General features: G+C 61.9%; 15 protein-coding genes. 5 read left to right on the top strand and 10 right to left on the bottom strand.

Annotation, left to right across the window (positions count from 1 at the left end):
- Window position 1: 1 nt before the first annotated feature.
- Window positions 2–904, top strand: coding sequence for a transglutaminase family protein (locus GGQ66_RS11080; RefSeq protein WP_183792447.1), 903 nt, complete (start codon window positions 2–4; stop codon window positions 902–904).
- 84 nt (window positions 905–988) lie between these two features.
- Window positions 989–1804: a transglutaminase-like domain-containing protein gene (locus GGQ66_RS11075; RefSeq protein WP_183792445.1), complete on the top strand. Its 816-nt coding sequence runs from the start codon at window positions 989–991 to the stop codon at window positions 1802–1804.
- A 52-nt stretch (window positions 1805–1856) separates the two neighbouring features.
- Here the strand turns inward: GGQ66_RS11075 and GGQ66_RS11070 are convergent, their stop codons facing one another.
- Genes GGQ66_RS11070 through GGQ66_RS11060 form a run of 3 tightly spaced genes read right to left on the bottom strand, consistent with a single transcriptional unit; the run spans window position 1857 to window position 5507 of the window.
- Window positions 1857–3380 carry a UxaA family hydrolase gene (locus GGQ66_RS11070; RefSeq protein ID WP_183792443.1) on the bottom strand — a complete coding sequence of 508 codons (1524 nt, stop codon included), beginning with the start codon at window positions 3378–3380 and terminating at the stop codon, window positions 1857–1859.
- A gap of 1 nt (window position 3381) precedes the next feature.
- Entirely contained in the window at window positions 3382–4392 is a 1011-nt protein-coding gene (locus GGQ66_RS11065; RefSeq protein WP_183792441.1) for a zinc-binding alcohol dehydrogenase family protein, read from the bottom strand.
- Window positions 4389–5507 (bottom strand): mannitol dehydrogenase family protein, encoded by a 1119-nt coding sequence (locus GGQ66_RS11060; RefSeq protein WP_183792439.1) that lies wholly within the window; start codon window positions 5505–5507, stop codon window positions 4389–4391. Before GGQ66_RS11060 ends, GGQ66_RS11065 begins: the two co-directional genes overlap by 4 nt.
- A gap of 134 nt (window positions 5508–5641) precedes the next feature.
- Between GGQ66_RS11060 and GGQ66_RS11055 the strand changes: the two genes are divergently transcribed.
- The 3 genes from GGQ66_RS11055 (at window position 5642) to lldD (ending at window position 8552) form a co-directional block, all read left to right on the top strand.
- Complete coding sequence (locus GGQ66_RS11055; protein ID WP_183792438.1) at window positions 5642–6538, top strand: GntR family transcriptional regulator; 897 nt, start codon at window positions 5642–5644, stop codon at window positions 6536–6538.
- Window positions 6539–6645: 107 nt separating this feature from the next.
- Window positions 6646–7401 carry an FCD domain-containing protein gene (locus GGQ66_RS11050; protein ID WP_183792436.1) on the top strand — a complete coding sequence of 252 codons (756 nt, stop codon included), beginning with the start codon at window positions 6646–6648 and terminating at the stop codon, window positions 7399–7401.
- Window positions 7398–8552, top strand: coding sequence for an FMN-dependent L-lactate dehydrogenase LldD (gene lldD / locus GGQ66_RS11045; RefSeq protein ID WP_183792434.1), 1155 nt, complete (start codon window positions 7398–7400; stop codon window positions 8550–8552). The genes GGQ66_RS11050 and lldD overlap by 4 nt, the downstream gene beginning before the upstream one ends.
- A gap of 11 nt (window positions 8553–8563) precedes the next feature.
- On the opposite strand, the gene GGQ66_RS11040 is transcribed toward lldD, so the two are convergent.
- The 7 genes from GGQ66_RS11040 to GGQ66_RS11010 form a co-directional block, all read right to left on the bottom strand.
- Window positions 8564–9958 carry a mannitol dehydrogenase family protein gene (locus GGQ66_RS11040; RefSeq protein ID WP_183792431.1) on the bottom strand — a complete coding sequence of 465 codons (1395 nt, stop codon included), beginning with the start codon at window positions 9956–9958 and terminating at the stop codon, window positions 8564–8566.
- Window positions 9959–9963: 5 nt separating this feature from the next.
- The gene (gene uxuA, locus GGQ66_RS11035; protein WP_183792429.1) at window positions 9964–11160 is read right to left on the bottom strand and encodes a mannonate dehydratase; all 1197 of its coding nucleotides are present in this window, start codon (window positions 11158–11160) and stop codon (window positions 9964–9966) included.
- A gap of 18 nt (window positions 11161–11178) precedes the next feature.
- Window positions 11179–12228 carry an L-idonate 5-dehydrogenase gene (locus tag GGQ66_RS11030; RefSeq protein ID WP_183792427.1) on the bottom strand — a complete coding sequence of 350 codons (1050 nt, stop codon included), beginning with the start codon at window positions 12226–12228 and terminating at the stop codon, window positions 11179–11181.
- A gap of 89 nt (window positions 12229–12317) precedes the next feature.
- Complete coding sequence (locus GGQ66_RS11025) at window positions 12318–13724, bottom strand: TRAP transporter large permease (protein ID WP_183792425.1); 1407 nt, start codon at window positions 13722–13724, stop codon at window positions 12318–12320.
- Window positions 13725–13728: 4 nt separating this feature from the next.
- On the bottom strand, window positions 13729–14307 hold the full coding sequence (locus GGQ66_RS11020) for a TRAP transporter small permease (RefSeq protein ID WP_370686335.1): 579 nt from the start codon (window positions 14305–14307) through the stop codon (window positions 13729–13731).
- Between the two features lie 151 nt (window positions 14308–14458).
- Window positions 14459–15433 (bottom strand): sialic acid TRAP transporter substrate-binding protein SiaP, encoded by a 975-nt coding sequence (locus tag GGQ66_RS11015; protein WP_183792421.1) that lies wholly within the window; start codon window positions 15431–15433, stop codon window positions 14459–14461.
- 65 nt (window positions 15434–15498) lie between these two features.
- Window positions 15499–16212 carry a FadR/GntR family transcriptional regulator gene (locus GGQ66_RS11010; RefSeq protein ID WP_183792419.1) on the bottom strand — a complete coding sequence of 238 codons (714 nt, stop codon included), beginning with the start codon at window positions 16210–16212 and terminating at the stop codon, window positions 15499–15501.
- Window positions 16213–16373: the final 161 nt, after the last annotated feature.

Raw genomic sequence — 16373 nt, 5'->3', positions numbered from 1 at the left:
CATGACGATTTTCTCGGTTCGGCACATCACGTCCTATCGCTACAGGAGGCCGGTGCTTTTCGGTCAGCACCGGTTGATGTTTCGCCCGCGCGACAGTTTCGACCAGACGCAGCTCGATTGTCGTCTGGACGTGCATCCCACGCCCAAGGCGGTGCGCTGGGTTCACGATGTCTTCGGCAATTGCATCGCGCTGATCGATTTTGCCGATCCTGAGGCGGAACTGAGTTTCGAAACGTCTATCCGTCTGGATCATACGGCGCATGTGCCGCTCGATCTCGAAACGGACATGGCGGCGCTGACCTTCCCCTTCGCCTATGAACCTGACGAGGCCATCGACCTCGAACGGACCATCGAGCGGCACTATCCGGACCCCGGCGATGAGGTGGGGAAATGGGCGCGGCAATTCGTGCCGGTCGGCCCGCAGGCGCGTACGGGCCATGTCCTCATGACACTGTGCTTCGCCATCCATGACGGTTTCAGCTATGTGCGGCGCAGCGAACACGGTACCCAGCCGCCTGTGGAAACCTTGCGATTGCGCAAAGGTTCGTGCCGCGATTTCGCACTTCTGATGATGGAGGCGACCCGTTCGCTGGGGCTCGCGGCTCGCTTTGTCACCGGTTACATCTACGTGCAGGATCGCGACGGTTCCGTCACGATCGGCGGCGGTTCGACCCATGCCTGGTGTCAGGTCTATATCCCCGGGGCGGGCTGGGTGGAATTCGATCCCACCAACGGCATCGTCGGCAACCGCGACCTCATTCGCGTCGGTGTGGCGCGCGACCCAAGGCAGGCCATTCCGCTGTCCGGCTCTTATGACGGTGGCGCGGATGATTTCGACAGCATGCTGGTACAGGTGAATGTGACCACGGGCACCAGCGAAACGGCAGTGGCAACGCCGGCCTGATCTTCGATGGAACGGCAGGCGGGTCCGCACGTTTGCCTTATCAAGGAATAAAACGACGAAACAATTTCAAAGGACCAGAACCACATGAAGATACGTGCCGGCTTTCATCTGGGATATGAGTGCGAACATGACACGCCGATGCTGCTTGTTCTCAATATCCATCCCACCCGCCGTGTGGATCTTCTGACGGAACAGGTTCTGAGCTTCGACCGCCCGATCAATGCCTGGAGTTACACTGACGTTTTTGGCAATGCCTGCACCCGCATCGTTGCGCCACCGGGGCTGACCACCATTTCCACCATGTTCGACATCTATGATACCGGTCTGCCTGATCCTGTGCCGGAAGGGGCCTACCAGCACGGTATCAGCGAGTTGCCGGATGATGTTCTGGTCTATCTGCTTGGCAGCCGCTATTGCGACACCGACCGGCTGGCGGATTTCGCGTGGAAGACCTTTTCAGGCACACCGCTCGGATGGCCGCGGGTGAAGGCCATTCTGGACTTCACGCATAACCGCATCGCCTTCGATTACATGAAGGCCGATCCGGCACGTACGGCCTTTGGCGGTTTTACCGACCAGACCGGTGTCTGTCGCGACTACGCTCATCTCGCCATCACGCTTTGCCGATGTATGAATATTCCGGCGCGCTACTGCACCGGCTATCTCGGCGATATCGGCGTTCCGCCAGACGCCCAGCCGATGGATTTCAGCGCTTGGTTCGAGGTCTTTCTCAGCGGCCGCTGGTACACGGTCGACGCCCGCCACAATACCCCACGCATCGGACGCATCCTCATGGCCACCGGTCGCGATGCGACCGACGTTGCGTTGAGCACCGCCTTCGGTCCCGCCATTCTCAAGCGTTTCGATGTCGTCACCGACGAAATTCAGCATGGCCTTTAAGGTCGTGGTGTGAAAGCAGAAGGCGGCTTTTGGGCCGCCTTCCATCATCGTCTTACATAACCGCGCCGATCTGCCAGGGCACGAATTCGTTGCGGCCGTAGCCGAGTTCCTCCGATTTCGACTTTTTGCCGGAGGCGACGGCCAGAACGGTGTCGAAGATTTCCTTGCCCTTTTCATCCAGCGTCACGCCATCAACGATATCGCCGCAGTTGATATCCATGTCTTCCTGCATGCGGGCATAAAGCTCGTTATTGGTGGCGAGCTTAATGGAGGGGACAGGCTTGCAGCCATAGGCCGAGCCGCGACCTGTGGTGAAACAGAGCATGTTGGCACCGCCCGCCACCTGACCGGTTGCCGCGACCGGATCGTAACCCGGCGTGTCCATGTAGACGAAGCCCTTGCGATCGATGCGCTCGGCATAGCGATAGACGCCGCGCAGGGTGGAGTTTCCTCCCTTGGCGACCGCCCCCAGAGATTTTTCCAGAATGGTGGTCAGGCCGCCCGCCTTGTTGCCGGGCGAGGGATTGTTGTTCATTTCACCGCCGTTTTTCGCCGTGTAATCCTCCCACCAGTCAATCAGGTCGACGATCTTCTGACCGACTTCGACGCTTTCGGCGCGGCGTGTCAGAAGATGTTCGGCCCCATAGATTTCCGGAGTTTCCGAGAGGATGGCGGTGCCGCCCTGACGCACCAGCATGTCGGCGGCCACGCCGAGCGCGGGGTTGGCGGTCAGGCCCGAATAGCCGTCCGAGCCGCCGCATTGCAGCGCCAGCGTCAGTTCCGAGGCCGGGATCGGCTCGCGCCTGGAGCGGGCGGCAAAGGGCAGCATCTCCTTGATGCGGGCCACCCCGGCTTCAACCGCCTTTCGCGTGCCGCCGATCTCCTGAATGGTCAACGACTGGAAATGATCGCCCTCGGCAATGCCGTAGGTTTCCTTCATGCGCGGGATCTGGAAGACCTCGCAACCAAGCCCAATGAGCAGGACAGCGGAAAAGTTCGGATGGCTGGCATAACCCCATTGCGTGCGTGAGAGCACGTCGAAGGCTTCCCCCTTGCCAGCCATGCCGCAGCCTTGCCCGTGCGGCAGCGGCACGACGCCGTCGATATCAGGATAATCATCGAGAATGCCGGAGCGGTTGATGGCGTCTGCGACGTAATCAACCGCCGTGGCGGAACAGTTCACCGACGAGAGAATGCCGATGTAGTTGCGTGTGCCGGCGCGGCCATCGGCCCGGCGGAAGCCTTCGAAGAAGGCAGGAACCTCGCCGGGACGCAGGCCTTCGAACGGCCTGGCTTCGGAGGCGAAAGCGTAATCGCGCTCGAAACCCTCGCCCATCGTCACGTTCTTTTCGTGCACCCATTCGCCCGGCAGAATATCGGTGCTGGCAAAGCCGATGATCTGGCCGAACTTGCGGATCGGTTCGCCCTTGGCAATCGGGCGCGCTGCAATCTTGTGGCCGCGCGGCACGCGCACGGTGGTCGTCACGGTTTCAGCCGGACTGCCGGCGGGCAGGTCGGCAACGGTGACGACGACATTGTCGTCGGCATTGAGCCGCAGGATCTTCACCGTGTTCATGTCAGACCTCCAGAATGGCCTTGATCACGCCGGCTTCCGGCTGCGACCATTCGTTGAACAGGGAAACACCGTCCTCAAGCCGGCCGGTATGGGTATTCAGCGCCCGCGTCGGCACCTTGCCTGCCTCCATCTGGCGCACCACCTCCGCGAAATCGTCAGGCTGGGCATTGCGGCTGGCGAAAAGCGTGGCCTCGCGCTTGTGGAATTCCGGATCGGAGAAGGTGATCTCCGTTCTGACCACAGAAAGCAGCACGTAGCGCGCGCCATGGGCGAGAAAGTTGAAGCCCCGCTGCATGGGGATGGCATTGCCGGTGGCGTCGATCACCACGTCGAAACCGTCGCCGCCGGTCATGCGCATGACCTCGGTCTCGGCAGAGGCATTGGCAAACAGCGAGGCATCGGCGCCAAGCCCGTCCACGGCGAAGGCAAGGCGGTCCTCACGCGTATCCATGACGGTGACATGGGCGCCGCGCGCCTTGGCAAAGATGATCGCCGACATGCCGATGGGGCCGGAGCCGGTGACAAGCACGCGGTCGCTGGCGGTGATCCCGCCACGCTTTACGCCATGCGCACCGATGGCGAGGAACTCGATCATTGCGGCATCGGCAAGCGCGATGCCGCCGGTCGGCACCACATTCTGTTCGGGCACGCTCACATATTCCGCCATGCCACCATCGCAGTGAACACCGAGCACCTTGATGTTCTGGCAGGCATTGGTCAGTCCCTTGCGGCAAGCGTGACACTGGCCGCAGGAAAGGTAGGGCACGATATAGACCGGATCGCCCTTCTTCAGCGCGCTTCCCGAAGGCGTTTCCTCCACCGTGCCGGAAAGCTCATGGCCCATGACGCGCGGATATTCGAGGAAGGGATGCTTGCCGGCGAAGATGTGGAAGTCCGTGCCGCAGATGCCGACATGGCGAATGCGCACCAGCACCTCATTCTCGCCACGCACGGGAACGGGGCGCTCGATGACGGAGAGGCGACCGGGCTCGTCGCAGATCAGGGCTTTCATGATGGGGTCCTCGGGGTTTTGGCAGCGATGGCTTCAAGGGTGGGGGCAGGCGTGCCCGCCCAGTCGAGAAAGGCGGTAATACGTCGTTCGATCTTCAGCGCGTGGTTGCCGGCTATGTCGGCGATGCGGTGGTCGAGATAGGGGTTGAGAAAGCGGCCGAGGGTCGTTTCCACATAAGCTTTGGCTTCCTCGCCCATGCCTTTTGCGGCAAAGCCAGGAACGACTTCGTCACGATAAAGCGCATCCAGCCGGGTGCGGACGGCGCTATCGGCCAGAATGGCCCTGACCGTCTCGTCCTTCGGGCGGTCCTCCACCTGCCAGATCTCGGCCAGAACGGTGTGGCCGAGATTGAGGATATGAAGCTTCAGGCGCTCGAAGGGCTCAATCTCGTCGGCAAGGATGATGGCGGGATGTGTGCAGGGCAGGCGAAGCCCCGGCGCGTTCTGGATTGCCCACAGCGCATAGGGTTCGGCGACCGCACCCGCCGGCTCCAGCGGTTCGGAAACGATACGGTCGACCAGCGTGTTGGCGAAGATCACCTGATCGTCCAGCCAGCGCAGGAAGAGCGCATCCGCGCCGGCTTTCAGCGAGAAGTCATTTACGATGCCCTTCAGTGCCGGGCCATTGCCGTTGATGAGTTCACAGGGCAACACGGTGAGCGGCCCGCCGCCATTGCGGAACCGGGCGTGGAGAAGCTGTGCCAGCTTGCCGGGAAAAGACGCGAAGGGTTCTGCCGCATCGAGCCCCCGTTCGGCCTCGGTAAAATCGACGGCATAGCCGGAGTCGCCGGTATTCGAGAGGATATAGCCGGCGTCATTGACGAAGAGATCGACAATTTCCGCCCAGTCCGTTGCCGTGGAAAGTCCACGCGAAACGCTTTTCACCGCGATGTGGCGTTCCACCGGCACGCCGTCTTCTAAGCCGCGGATGATGACGGGGTAACCCTCGGGATTGGAAAAGGCGGCCAGCCGCCCGGCACGTTGGGCGGAGCCGGACGTTTGCACGATCACCACCGGTGGCACATCCTGTCCGGCAGTCCTTGCCTCGTGGAGAAAGAGATCGGCATGAGCCTGAAGAAACCGGCTCGTGCCGAACTGGAGAACGATGCCGCTCATGGTGTCTTGCCTTCAAGGGTCATTTTGTCTGTTCTTTTTGGATAAAAGACATTCGACTTGCCCGCAATTTGTTTTTTATGTAAAAAAATCAGACGAAAAAAACAGGCGTGAAAGCCGACGGAGAGAAGTCGGACATGAAGACCAATGGGGTCTACAAGCGGGCGTACAATCAGTGTCTCGATCTTCTCGCAGGCCGTGCGCCGGGCGAGGTTCTGGCTTCCGAGCCGACCCTTGCCGCACAGCTTGGCGTGAGCCGCACGACGGTACGCGCCGTTATTGCCGGTCTGGTGGAGCGCGGCATCGTGGGGCAGGAGGGACGGGAAAGACGTCTTCTGCGGCTGCCGTCACGCGCCGATTATCTCGATTCCGCCGATCTCGAGCCTGTCGCCGACATGTTGGAGCGCAAGTTCATGGCGTGGATGGTCGGTCCCGATTGCCATCCTGGCGGCGTCATCAATGGGCTCGATCTTGCCCGCCAGTTCGGTGTTTCGACGTCGGCCATCCGCGAGTGCCTGAACAAATTCAGCCATTTCGGTCTTCTGGAACGGCAGAGCAACGGGCGCTGGCGGGCGTTGGGGCTGACGGTCGACTTCGTCGAGGAACTGTTCGACATGCGCGAAGTCATGGAATTTCGCGCCGTCGATCGCTTCGTCGCGCTGCCGAAGGGGCACGCCGCCTGGGAGGCGCTGGCGGGTATCGAAGCGCAACACCACGCGCTTCTCGCCGATTTCGATCGCCGTTATCGTGACTTTTCGGAACTCGATCACCGCTTCCACAAGCTCATCAACAGCGTCGCGCCCAACCGCTTTTTCAGCAACATTCAGGGCGTGATGTCGGCGATCTTCCACTACCATTACCAGTGGAACAAGAAATACGAGAAGGAGCGCAATCACGTCGCCCTTCATGAGCATCTCGCCTATATCGCCGGCCTGCGCAGCGGCGATATCGAGAAGGCCCGCACGGTCAGCCATGTGCATCTCGAAACCGCGCGCTCCACGATGCTTGCCTCTATCGAGATCGCTCCGGCATAGTGGTCCTACCAATATGCGCATTATTTCTGCAAAGCTTGCAACGTTTCAAGTCATTATGCCATTGTCGATGCTGATCGTTGAAATTGGTAGGGCCAAATGGAGGCGTAATGGTCACGCTTGTCCATCAGATCGAGGCGTTGATGTCGGCGCGGAGGCTTCAGCCGGGCGACCGGCTACCGGCTGAACGGGCGTTGGCGGCCGAACTGGGCGTGTCGCGGTCGCGGCTGCGCGAGGCCATGCGCGAACTCATCAGTCGTGGCATCGTCACGACACGGCAGGGCGGCGGCACCTATGTGGCCGAACCCGGCGCCGGCTTTATCTTCGAGCGGGCATTACGGCCGCTGGGCGGGCTCGTACGTCTGGAAAACGGCTTCTGGCGCGATGTGATGGAACTCCGCAAAACGCTTGATACCGACGCCGCCTTTTTTGCCGCCCAGCGGGCCACGGAGGCGGACAAGGCCCGGCTGGTCGCCGCGCTTGAGGCCGTCTCGGGTGAGGGCAGCAGCGACCCGGCGGTGCAGGCACAGGCCGACGCCGCGTTCCACATGGCAATTGCCGAGGCCTCGCACAATGCCGTGCTGCGGCAGGTCATGGCGGGGCTTTTCGAACTGATGCGCATCAGCATTGCCGAGAGCCTGAAGCAACTCTTCCGTCTGCCGCAGACGGTGGAAAAGCTGGATCGGCAACACCGGGCCATTGTTGCGGCTATCCTTGCCGGCGAGGCGGACAAGGCCCGCATGGCCGTCACCGATCATCTGGCCTTCGTGGAAGACGGTCTGAGACATATCGAGGAGGAGGTGGCTCGCAGCCGTCGCGCCACCCTTGCTCACAACACGCTTTTGCTGGAGGAGGCAAAGCCATGATCATTTCATCTGCATCGGATTACCGCGAGGCCGCTCGTCGCCGGCTGCCGCCCTTCCTGTTTCACTATATCGACGGCGGCGCCTATGCCGAGCATACGCTTCGCCGCAATGTCGATGATCTCGCGGGACTGGCCTTGCGCCAGCTCGTGCTGAAAAGCGTCGGCGAGGTGGATATCACCTCGAAGTTCTTTGATGAACATGTCGCCATGCCTGTGGCGCTGGCGCCCGTCGGCCTCACCGGCATGTTTGCCCGGCGCGGCGAAGTGCAGGCGGCGCGTGCGGCGACCAGGAAGGGCATTCCGATGACGCTGTCCACCGTCTCGGTTTGCCCTATCGAGGAGGTGCAGTCGCAGGTCGCCAAGCCCATCTGGTTCCAGCTTTACGTGCTTAGGGATCGGGGCTTCATGAAGAATGCGCTGGAACGCGCCTGGGATGCGGGCATCCGCAAGCTGGTCTTTACCGTGGATATGCCGGTGCCGGGTGCGCGCTATCGCGACGCCCATTCCGGCATGTCGGGTCCCAACGCACCGGCGCGGCGTATTTTGCAGGCGGTGACGCATCCTCGTTGGGCTGTCGATGTCGGGCTGTTGGGCAAACCGCACGATCTCGGCAATATCTCGAAATACCGTGGTGAGCCGACCAATCTCGCCGATTATATCGGCTGGCTCGGCGCCAATTTCGACCCGTCCATCGGCTGGTCCGATCTGGAATGGATCCGTGAGTTCTGGAAGGGGCCGATGATCATCAAGGGCATTCTTGATCCCGAGGACGCGAAGGACGCGGTGCGCTTCGGTGCCGATGGCATCGTGGTGTCGAACCACGGTGGCCGCCAGCTTGACGGCGTCCTGTCGTCGGCGCGTGCGCTGCCGGCCATTGCCGATGCGGTCAAGGGCGATCTGGCGATCTTTGCGGACTCAGGCATCCGCTCCGGTCTCGATGTCGTACGGATGATCGCGCAGGGTGCGGATGGCGTTCTCATCGGCCGGGCCTTCGTCTATGCGCTGGCCACGGCGGGGCAGGCCGGTGTTGAGAACCTGCTCGACATTTTCGCCAAGGAAATGAAGGTGGCAATGACGCTGACCGGCGCGAAGTCGATCAGCGAAATCTCGGCAGAAAGCCTCGTGCGCGAGGTTGCACGGGTGATGGGCTGAGCGGGCTCTGACTACCTGAGTTCCCTGTTCACCAGATCACGCCAGCCTCTCGCCGCGATCAGTTCCGGCGGGAAAAGGCCGGGAATGGCGAAGAAGGACGCGGAGGGATCAGCGGGGTCGATGTTCGCTGCCGCGGCGAGAATTTCGTCGCGGCGCGGATCATCGCAATCGCCGCGCTTGCGCACCGCCTTGATCCAGATACCGACCACATGGGCGAAGGCGGCCGCGTCGCCCCGTTGGGCCAGCACCTCGATAGCGGGCACGAAGAGGCGCTGAGGGATTTTCTGCGTCGTATCGAGGGCGATCTGGGTGCAGCGGTGGGCGATCGTCGGGTTGGCGAAGCGCTCCATCAACTGGTCCATATAGGCGGCAAGGTCGATGCCGGGCACGGGGTCGAGTGTCTTCACCGTGGCATCGAGATGCCGGCGGGCTTCCGCCGCCAGTTCCGGCACAGCCATCACATCGCGGGTACATTCCAGATCGTGGATGATGCCGAGATGGGCGAGAAGCGTATGGGTGCCGTTCAAAAGCCGGAGCTTCATCTTCTCATAGGGTTCGGCATGTTCGGCAAAGATTGCTCCTCCCGCTTCCCATTTCGGGCGCCCGGAAACAAAATTGTCCTCGATCACCCACTGAATGAAGGGTTCGGTATCGAGCGCCAGCGCATCCGTCACGCCGAGCAACCGCTCGGCGCGTTCGCGCGTGGCTGTGGTTGCGGCGGGCACGATGCGGTCGACCATGGAACAGGGAAAGGCGCTGTTCTCGGCAATCCAGCGGGCGAGCGCCGGATCGCGCCGTTCGGCCATGTCGAGCACGAGGCGGCGCACCACATGGCCGTTGGCGGGAAGGTTGTCACAGCACAAGACGGTAAAGGGTTTCACGCCTGCGGCACGGCGCAGCGCCAGCCCCTCCACCAGAAAGCCGATAGGACCGGTGGGTTGGTGCGGGTTGGCGAGATCGGCGGCCGCGGAGGGGTGATCGGTATCCAGCCCGCCGGTGACGGGATGCAGGCCATAGGCCTTTTCCGACACGGTGAGGGTGACGATGCGGATTTCCGGGCTGGCCAGATAATCCAGCACCTTCTGCCGGTTTTGCGCGGCGCAGATCCAGTCCACGGTCGCGCCGATCACCTCGGAACGGTCATCCGCCTTGCCGCGCGTGGTCACGGAATAGAGCCCGTCCTGAGCGGCGAGCGCCGCAACCGGTTCCGGCGAACGCAGGTTGACGGCGACGATGCCCCACGGGCCGAATTCGGCCTCCAGCGCGCGCTGTGTGAACACGGCCTGGTGCGCCCGGTGGAAAGCGCCGAGACCGATATGGAGGATGCCGGGTTTCAGGGTCGAACGGTCATAGGTCGGGCGGGCAACATGCGGCGGCAGGGTGGTTTTCGCGGAAAGCTGTTGCATGGGTTTCATACCAGTCCGTAGCGGGAATGAAGAAGCGTGCGCTCGATACCACGCAATTCGGCAAGGCCCTTGAGCCGTCCGATGGCGGGATAGCCGGGTTGGGCGCCTCGCGTCAGGTCATCAAGAATTTCCTGCCCGTGGTCGGGGCGCATCGGAATTTCATGGTCGTCGCGGCCTTCCTCGCGGCGGCGGCTCTCTTCGGCCAGCAACGCAGCAATTACCGCGACCATATCCGTGCCGCCTTCCAGATGCTCGTCCTCGAAGAAGGAGCAGGGCACGGTATCGGTTTCCCGCGTCACGTTGCGCAGGTGGACGAAGTGGATGCGGTCTGCAAAGCGGGTGGCGATGAAGGGCAGGTCGTTATCGGCCCGTGCGCCGAGCGAGCCGGTGCAAAGCGTCACGCCATTGGCGCGGCTGTTCACCTGCGAGAGCATATGGGCGTAATCCGCTTCGGTGGAGAGGATGCGCGGCAGGCCGAGCAGCGCCCACGGCGGATCGTCGCCGTGGGCGCAGATGTTGATGCCGACCTGTTCGGCGACGGGTGTCACTTCCGACAGGAAATCGACGAGGTTCTGCTGAAGCCGCGCGCGGTTCGTGCCCTCATAGCTGCGCAGCTTTTCGAGCAACTGCGCCAGCGTATAGCCATCCGCCGAGCCGGGCAGGCCGGCGCCGATGTTCTTGCCGAGGGCGACAATCTTTGCTTCGGGCATTTCGGAGAAGCGCTTCGCTGCCTCTTCTACCAGCCAGTCCGGATAATCGTCTTTCGCCGCTGGACGCTTGAGGATGTGGATGTCGAAGGCCGCGAAATCCGGCAGGTCGAAGCGCATGGCTTTCGCGCCGTGACGGGTCTCCCAGCGCAGGTCTGTGCGCGTCCAGTCAAGAACCGGCATGAAATTGTAGCAGACGGTGCGGATGCCCGACGCCGAGAGCCGGCGCAGGGTTTCCTGCCAGTTGGCGATGTGAGCCTTCCAGTCTCCGGTCTGTGTCTTGATGGATTCCGAAACCGGCACGCTTTCCACCACGTCCCAGACAAGGCCACCGGCGCGGATTTCCGCGTGGCGTTTCTCGATCTCGGCGACGGGCCAGACCTCGCCGGTCGCAATGTGGTGCAGCGCGCTGACGATGCCTTGCGCGCCCGCTTGGGCGGCATCGCGCACCGTGACCTTGTCCACCGGGCCAAACCAACGCCATGTATGTCTCATCGTGTTGTCCTTTGCATGTCAGCGCGTGCTGTCGAAGGTGATCTGCACCTTGCAGGCAACGGCGCGGTCGCCAGCCTGTTCAAAGGCCTCGACCGCCTGTTCGAGCGGGAATGTGTGGGAAATGATCGGACGCACGTCGATGGCGCGCGCCGAGATGAGGCGCACGGCGTCCGCAAATTCCGTGTGGAAGCGCTGCGAGCCGCGCCAGGTGATTTCCTTGCCAACCAGCGCGTTGAGCGGAATGGTAACATCGCCGGTCACCCCCACCTGCACGATCAACCCGCGCGGCTTGACGGCGGCAAAAGCCGAGCGCAGCGCCGGTCCGGCCGCCGAGCAGTCGAACACCACGTCGAAGAGGCCCTTGTTTTTCTGCCAGGGCGCAAGCCCCTCCGGGTTGGTTGCGACATTGACGGTTTTTGAAGCGCCCATCGCTGGCGCGCGTGAAAGAGCGGCGTCGGTCAGGTCTGTCACCACGATTTCGGCCGCACCCGCATGGCGTGCGGCGGCAACGGTCAACAGGCCGATGGGACCGGCACCGGTGACGAGTACCGTCTTTCCGGAAAGATCCCCCGCCTGGGCCACGGCGTGAAGGCACACCGCCAAAGGTTCGGCGCAGGCGGCTTCGCCGGGCGTCGTGTCCGGTCCGAAGGCATGGCACTGGATGGCGGGCACCACGAGCCGGTCGCGGAACATGCCGTTTTCGTGCGGCAGGCGCATGGCCGAGCCCATGAAGCGCATTTCAAGGCAATGGATGGGCTGGCCGAGCCTGCAATAATGACAATGGCCGCAGGGTTGGGACGGATTGACCGCGACAAGCTGGCCGATCGCAAGACCACTGACGCCGGCGCCGAGCGCCGCCACGAAGCCGGAGGCCTCGTGGCCGGAAATGATCGGTTCACGCACCCGCACGGGACCAAAACCGCCATCCTGATAGTAATGGAGATCGGAGCCGCAGATGCCACCGGCGGCCATGGACAGCATAACCTCGCCGGGGCCGGGTTCGGCATAATCGAGCGTTTCGACCCGAAGGTCGCGCATGCCGTGAAGGCGGGCGACGCGCGTCTGCATGTTTGAATGCCTTTCGAAGATGTTGATTGCTTTGTTTCCGCTCACCTTCGGGCAGGGCCCGAAGGTGAGCGGGAGAGAATGTGCATGCCTTAGCGGATCAGTCCCATCTCCGTCGGCAGCCAAAGCGTGATGGCCGGGATGAAGGTGATGAGCAGAAGCGCGATGAACAGGGGCACGAGCCAGGGAATGATCGCCATCGTCGTGCGTTCGACCGAAAGCTTGGCGACGCGCGACAGAACGAACAGCACCATGCCGAGCGGCGGGTGCAGCAGGCCGATCATGAGGTTGAGTGTCATGATGAGGCCGAAATGCACCGGATCGATGCCGAAAGTCTTCAGGAGCGGCATCAGGATTGGCACGAGAATGGTGATCGCGGCGATCGTATCGAGGAAGCAACCGACAAACAGCATCAGCAGGTTGACGAGAATGAGGAACACCCACTTGTTGCTGGTGATCGACAGGATCGCATCGGAGAGAAGCTGCGCTGTCTGGCTGACGGTGAGAAGCCAGGCGAAGACGGAGGCGGCGGCGACGATGAACAGCACGGAGGCCGTGGTTTCCACCGTATCCAGCGTTGCCTTGGCAAGCGTCCTGAAGGTCATCGAGCGGTAGCGCACGAGGCCGAGGAACAGCGACCAGAGTACGGCGGCGACGGCGGCTTCCGTCGGCGTGAACCAGCCCATGGTCATGCCGCCGATCAGGATGACCGGGGTCATCAGCGCCATCACGGCCGAGAAATCGAAATACCAGTCGCAGGCGAGCAGCACGAGGAGCGCGATGAAGATCGACCAGTTGAGCGACAGGCCGGTCAGCGTGAGCAGCCATATACCGGTCGGCACCATCAACACAACGAAGACTTCCAGCGATGCGCCCAGCAGGTTCTTGATGCTGAACGGCGTGTCGGAACCCCAGCGCTTGATGTAGGCGAAAACTGCCACGGTCAGCATCATCAGCACGGTCATGACGACACCGGGAACGATGCCGGCCATGAACAGCGCGCCGATCGAGACATTGGCCATCATGCCGTAGATGACGAAGGGCAGCGATGGCGGGAAGATCGGGCCGAGGGTGGCGGAGGCGGCGGTGACGCCGACGGCGGCCTCAACCGGGTAGCCGTGGTCCTTCATGGCCTTGATCTCGATGGTGCCGATGCCGGCGGCATCGGCCAGAGCGGTGCCGGACATGCCGGAAAACACCACGGAGCCGATGATGTTCACCTGAGCAAGCCCGCCCTTCATCCAGCCGACGAGCGCCACCGCGAAAGCGTAAATGCGGCCGGTGACGCCTGCGATGTTCATGAGGTTGCCGGCGAGAATGAAGAAGGGCACGGCCAGCAGCGGGAAGCTTTCCACGCCGGCGATGAGCCGCTGGGCGGCGATGATGTCGGGCGCGACATTGTAAAAGATGATGTAGAGCAGCGAGGCGGAGGCCATGGAGATGGCGACGGGCAGACCGAGCACCATCAGGCCGAGAAAGGAACCGATGAGAAGGAGCATGGAATTAATCCTCGGCGTTCTGGAAGGCTTCCGGGCGTTCGAGCACGGAATATCCACGGCGCATGTTGGCGATGAAGACCTGGATCGAGCGGGCGAGCATCAGCACGAAGGCGGCGAATACGCTGTAGAAGACAATGTTGCGCGGCAGTTCCACCGTGACCATCTCTTCCTCACCGACGATTTCGAGATAGCGCCACATCAGCCATGAGCCGTAGGCGAAGAAGGCGATGCGGGCGATATCGACCAGGGTCGCCATGATGCGGGTGAGGCGGGCCGGCAGGTAGTGGTAGAGCACGTCCACCTGGATGTGGCGCGACATGCGCACGCACATCACCGAACCGAGGAAGACGACGCCGATCAGGCAGTTTACCGCGATTTCCTCCGTCCAGGCATAGCTGTCGTTAAGCACGTAACGGGTGAAGAATTGCAGGAACACGCAACCGGCCATCAGCCAGAACAGCGCCATGGTGATCCAATCCTCCGGCGCGTAAACCTTCAGATCGACGTCGACGGGCGCTTCATCGAACGTGTGGGCAAGTTCCTCAGGCGTCACCTGGGTATGGATTTCCTGCGTCGCAGACATTGAGAACATCCAGTTTGTAAAGGGGCGGTGTTCCCCTCTGGCCGCCGCCGGCTCTTCTCTTGCAAGGGAGAAGGTCGCTGGTCAGAGGGGTTCTTCGGGAAAGCCCGATTGAAAGACAGGCGCGGCCTTCAGATGGCCGCGCCGTGGCGGATCACTTGACGGCGCGGATGGCTTCCCAATCGGCCTTCACGTAGCCGAAGTCCTCCAGCTTGACCTTTTCCTGGACGTTCTTCTCGAAATCGGTCTTGTCGACCTCGGTGACATTGATGCCCTTTGTCTTGAATTCGGCGACGAGTTCCTTCTCGCGCGCCTCGATCTTCTTGGAGGCCCGTTCGGAAGCTTCCTGAGCGACCTCGCTGAAGGTCTTCTTGTCGGCATCGGACAGGCTGTCCCACAGCTTCTTCGAGAACAGCGTGTTCAGGTGGTCGACGATGTGGCCGGTGAGCACGATGTTCTTCTGCACTTCGTAGAACTTCTTGGCCTCGATGGTGGTCAGCGGGTTTTCCTGCGCATCCACCGTGCCGTTCTGAAGCGCCAGATAGACTTCGGCGAAGGCGATCGGCGTGGTGTTGGCGCCGCAGGCGCGCGGCATGGCGAGATAGGCCGGCACATCCGGCACGCGCATCTTAACGCCGTTCAGATCGGCGCATTTTTCGATGGGCTTGTTGGATGTGGTGTGACGCGTGCCGTAATAGGTGACGGCGGCAATGTGGTTGCCGGTCTTGTCCTCATAGCCCTTGGCGAGGCGCTTGAAGATGTCGCTCTTCGTATAGGCGATCAGATGGCTCGCATCGCGGAAGATGTAGGGATAGTAGGTGACGCCGATCGGCTTGTAGTCCCGGGCGGCGTAGCTCGAGCCGGAGATGATGATGTCGACGGTGCCGAGCTTGAGGCCCTGGTTCAGGTCGGCTTCCTTGCCGAGCTGCGAGGCCGGGAAGACGTCGATCTTGTAGCGGCCGTCGGTGCGCTTTGCGATCTCCTGCGCCGCCCAGACGGATTCCGTGTGGAAGGGCTCCGAGGTTTCGTAGACATGCGCCCACTTCAGTGCGGTTTCCGCATGGGCTGCGAGGCTGGACATGGCGATGGCCGCGGCTGCACCCAGCAAGGTCTTCAATCTGATCGTCATTTTTTCCTCCCGAAACTGATGTCAGATAAGCGTTTCAAATCCCGCGTCGCGCTCTCGCGGCGGGGTCAGTCCTCTCTGGACGGCTCCTCCCCGAAGCTTTCAGAGAATCTCTTTTGCGCCAGCGTCAGGTGCTGGCGCATCGCCTCGCGAGCGGCGGATGGATTGCCGGCGGCGATGGCATCGCGAATGGCCTTGTGTTCCTCAAGCGCCAGCCGCCAGGTGTGCGGGCCTTCGAAGTAGCTCGCGAGCTTTTCGAAATAAGGTGTCATCCGCCTGTCGTAGATCAGGCCGGTGAAGCGGTTGAGCGCCGAGTTCCCGATGATGTCGGCAATTGCGGTGTGAAATGCCCTGTCGCAGGTCAGAGCCAATTGTGGCTTTTCAAGTCCGGCTTCCATGCGCGCGAGGATGTCATCGATCCGCGCGATGCTTGCAGGCGTTGCCCGCCGGGCCGCTTCCTCGGCAATGCCGCTTTCGATGAGGAGGCGAGCCTCAAGAATTTCGAACGGGCCATCGCTGTCATCGACCGGAACTGCATCCGTCATCGGTTGCGGTTTGCGGTTGATGTAGACGCCCGATCCCATGCGGATCTGCAGATAGCCTTCCACCTCGAGAACGATCAGCGCTTCCCGAACGGTCGGACGGGATACGCCGAACCGTTCCGACAGCTCACGTTCCGCAGGCAGCTTCGCACCCGCTTTCAGTTCGCCCGTTTCGATGAGTATACGAATCTGTTCCGCGACCTGCCGGTAAAGGCGGCGCGGCTCCAAAGCCACGAACATTGGGTCCCTCCCGCGCAACCACTCCCCTGGTGCGCAAGTGGTCATGTTGTCTGACCACTTTCCTCAGTAAAACCGCTTTCGCTCCAAAGTCAACCGTCGAAATGAATGAATTATTGAATTAAGCCACTGAATTAATTGATTTTATTAGGCAAAGAAATCCA

Origin of the sequence: Allorhizobium borbori (genome assembly GCF_014196535.1) — a bacterium.
Lineage (GTDB): Bacteria > Pseudomonadota > Alphaproteobacteria > Rhizobiales > Rhizobiaceae > Ectorhizobium > Ectorhizobium borbori.
The sequence above is the reverse complement of the archived record's forward strand: the minus strand, read 5'-3'. Positions and strand labels throughout refer to the sequence as shown.

What these genes read in the sequence shown, in the direction of transcription:
- GGQ66_RS11030 (WP_183792427.1), bottom strand. Translation starts at nt 12,228, where the DNA reads ATGCAGACGCGCGTCGCCCGCCTTCACGGCATGCGCGACCTTCGGGTC.
- GGQ66_RS11060 (WP_183792439.1), bottom strand. Translation starts at nt 5,507, where the DNA reads ATGAGCGGCATCGTTCTCCAGTTCGGCACGAGCCGGTTTCTTCAGGCT.
- lldD (WP_183792434.1), top strand. Translation starts at nt 7,398, where the DNA reads ATGATCATTTCATCTGCATCGGATTACCGCGAGGCCGCTCGTCGCCGG.
- GGQ66_RS11070 (WP_183792443.1), bottom strand. Translation starts at nt 3,380, where the DNA reads ATGAACACGGTGAAGATCCTGCGGCTCAATGCCGACGACAATGTCGTC.
- GGQ66_RS11040 (WP_183792431.1), bottom strand. Translation starts at nt 9,958, where the DNA reads ATGCAACAGCTTTCCGCGAAAACCACCCTGCCGCCGCATGTTGCCCGC.
- GGQ66_RS11080 (WP_183792447.1), top strand. Translation starts at nt 2, where the DNA reads ATGACGATTTTCTCGGTTCGGCACATCACGTCCTATCGCTACAGGAGG.
- GGQ66_RS11010 (WP_183792419.1), bottom strand. Translation starts at nt 16,212, where the DNA reads ATGTTCGTGGCTTTGGAGCCGCGCCGCCTTTACCGGCAGGTCGCGGAA.
- GGQ66_RS11020 (WP_370686335.1), bottom strand. Translation starts at nt 14,307, where the DNA reads ATGTCTGCGACGCAGGAAATCCATACCCAGGTGACGCCTGAGGAACTT.
- GGQ66_RS11015 (WP_183792421.1), bottom strand. Translation starts at nt 15,433, where the DNA reads ATGACGATCAGATTGAAGACCTTGCTGGGTGCAGCCGCGGCCATCGCC.
- GGQ66_RS11025 (WP_183792425.1), bottom strand. Translation starts at nt 13,724, where the DNA reads ATGCTCCTTCTCATCGGTTCCTTTCTCGGCCTGATGGTGCTCGGTCTG.
- GGQ66_RS11065 (WP_183792441.1), bottom strand. Translation starts at nt 4,392, where the DNA reads ATGAAAGCCCTGATCTGCGACGAGCCCGGTCGCCTCTCCGTCATCGAG.
- GGQ66_RS11075 (WP_183792445.1), top strand. Translation starts at nt 989, where the DNA reads ATGAAGATACGTGCCGGCTTTCATCTGGGATATGAGTGCGAACATGAC.
- GGQ66_RS11055 (WP_183792438.1), top strand. Translation starts at nt 5,642, where the DNA reads ATGAAGACCAATGGGGTCTACAAGCGGGCGTACAATCAGTGTCTCGAT.
- GGQ66_RS11050 (WP_183792436.1), top strand. Translation starts at nt 6,646, where the DNA reads ATGGTCACGCTTGTCCATCAGATCGAGGCGTTGATGTCGGCGCGGAGG.
- uxuA (WP_183792429.1), bottom strand. Translation starts at nt 11,160, where the DNA reads ATGAGACATACATGGCGTTGGTTTGGCCCGGTGGACAAGGTCACGGTG.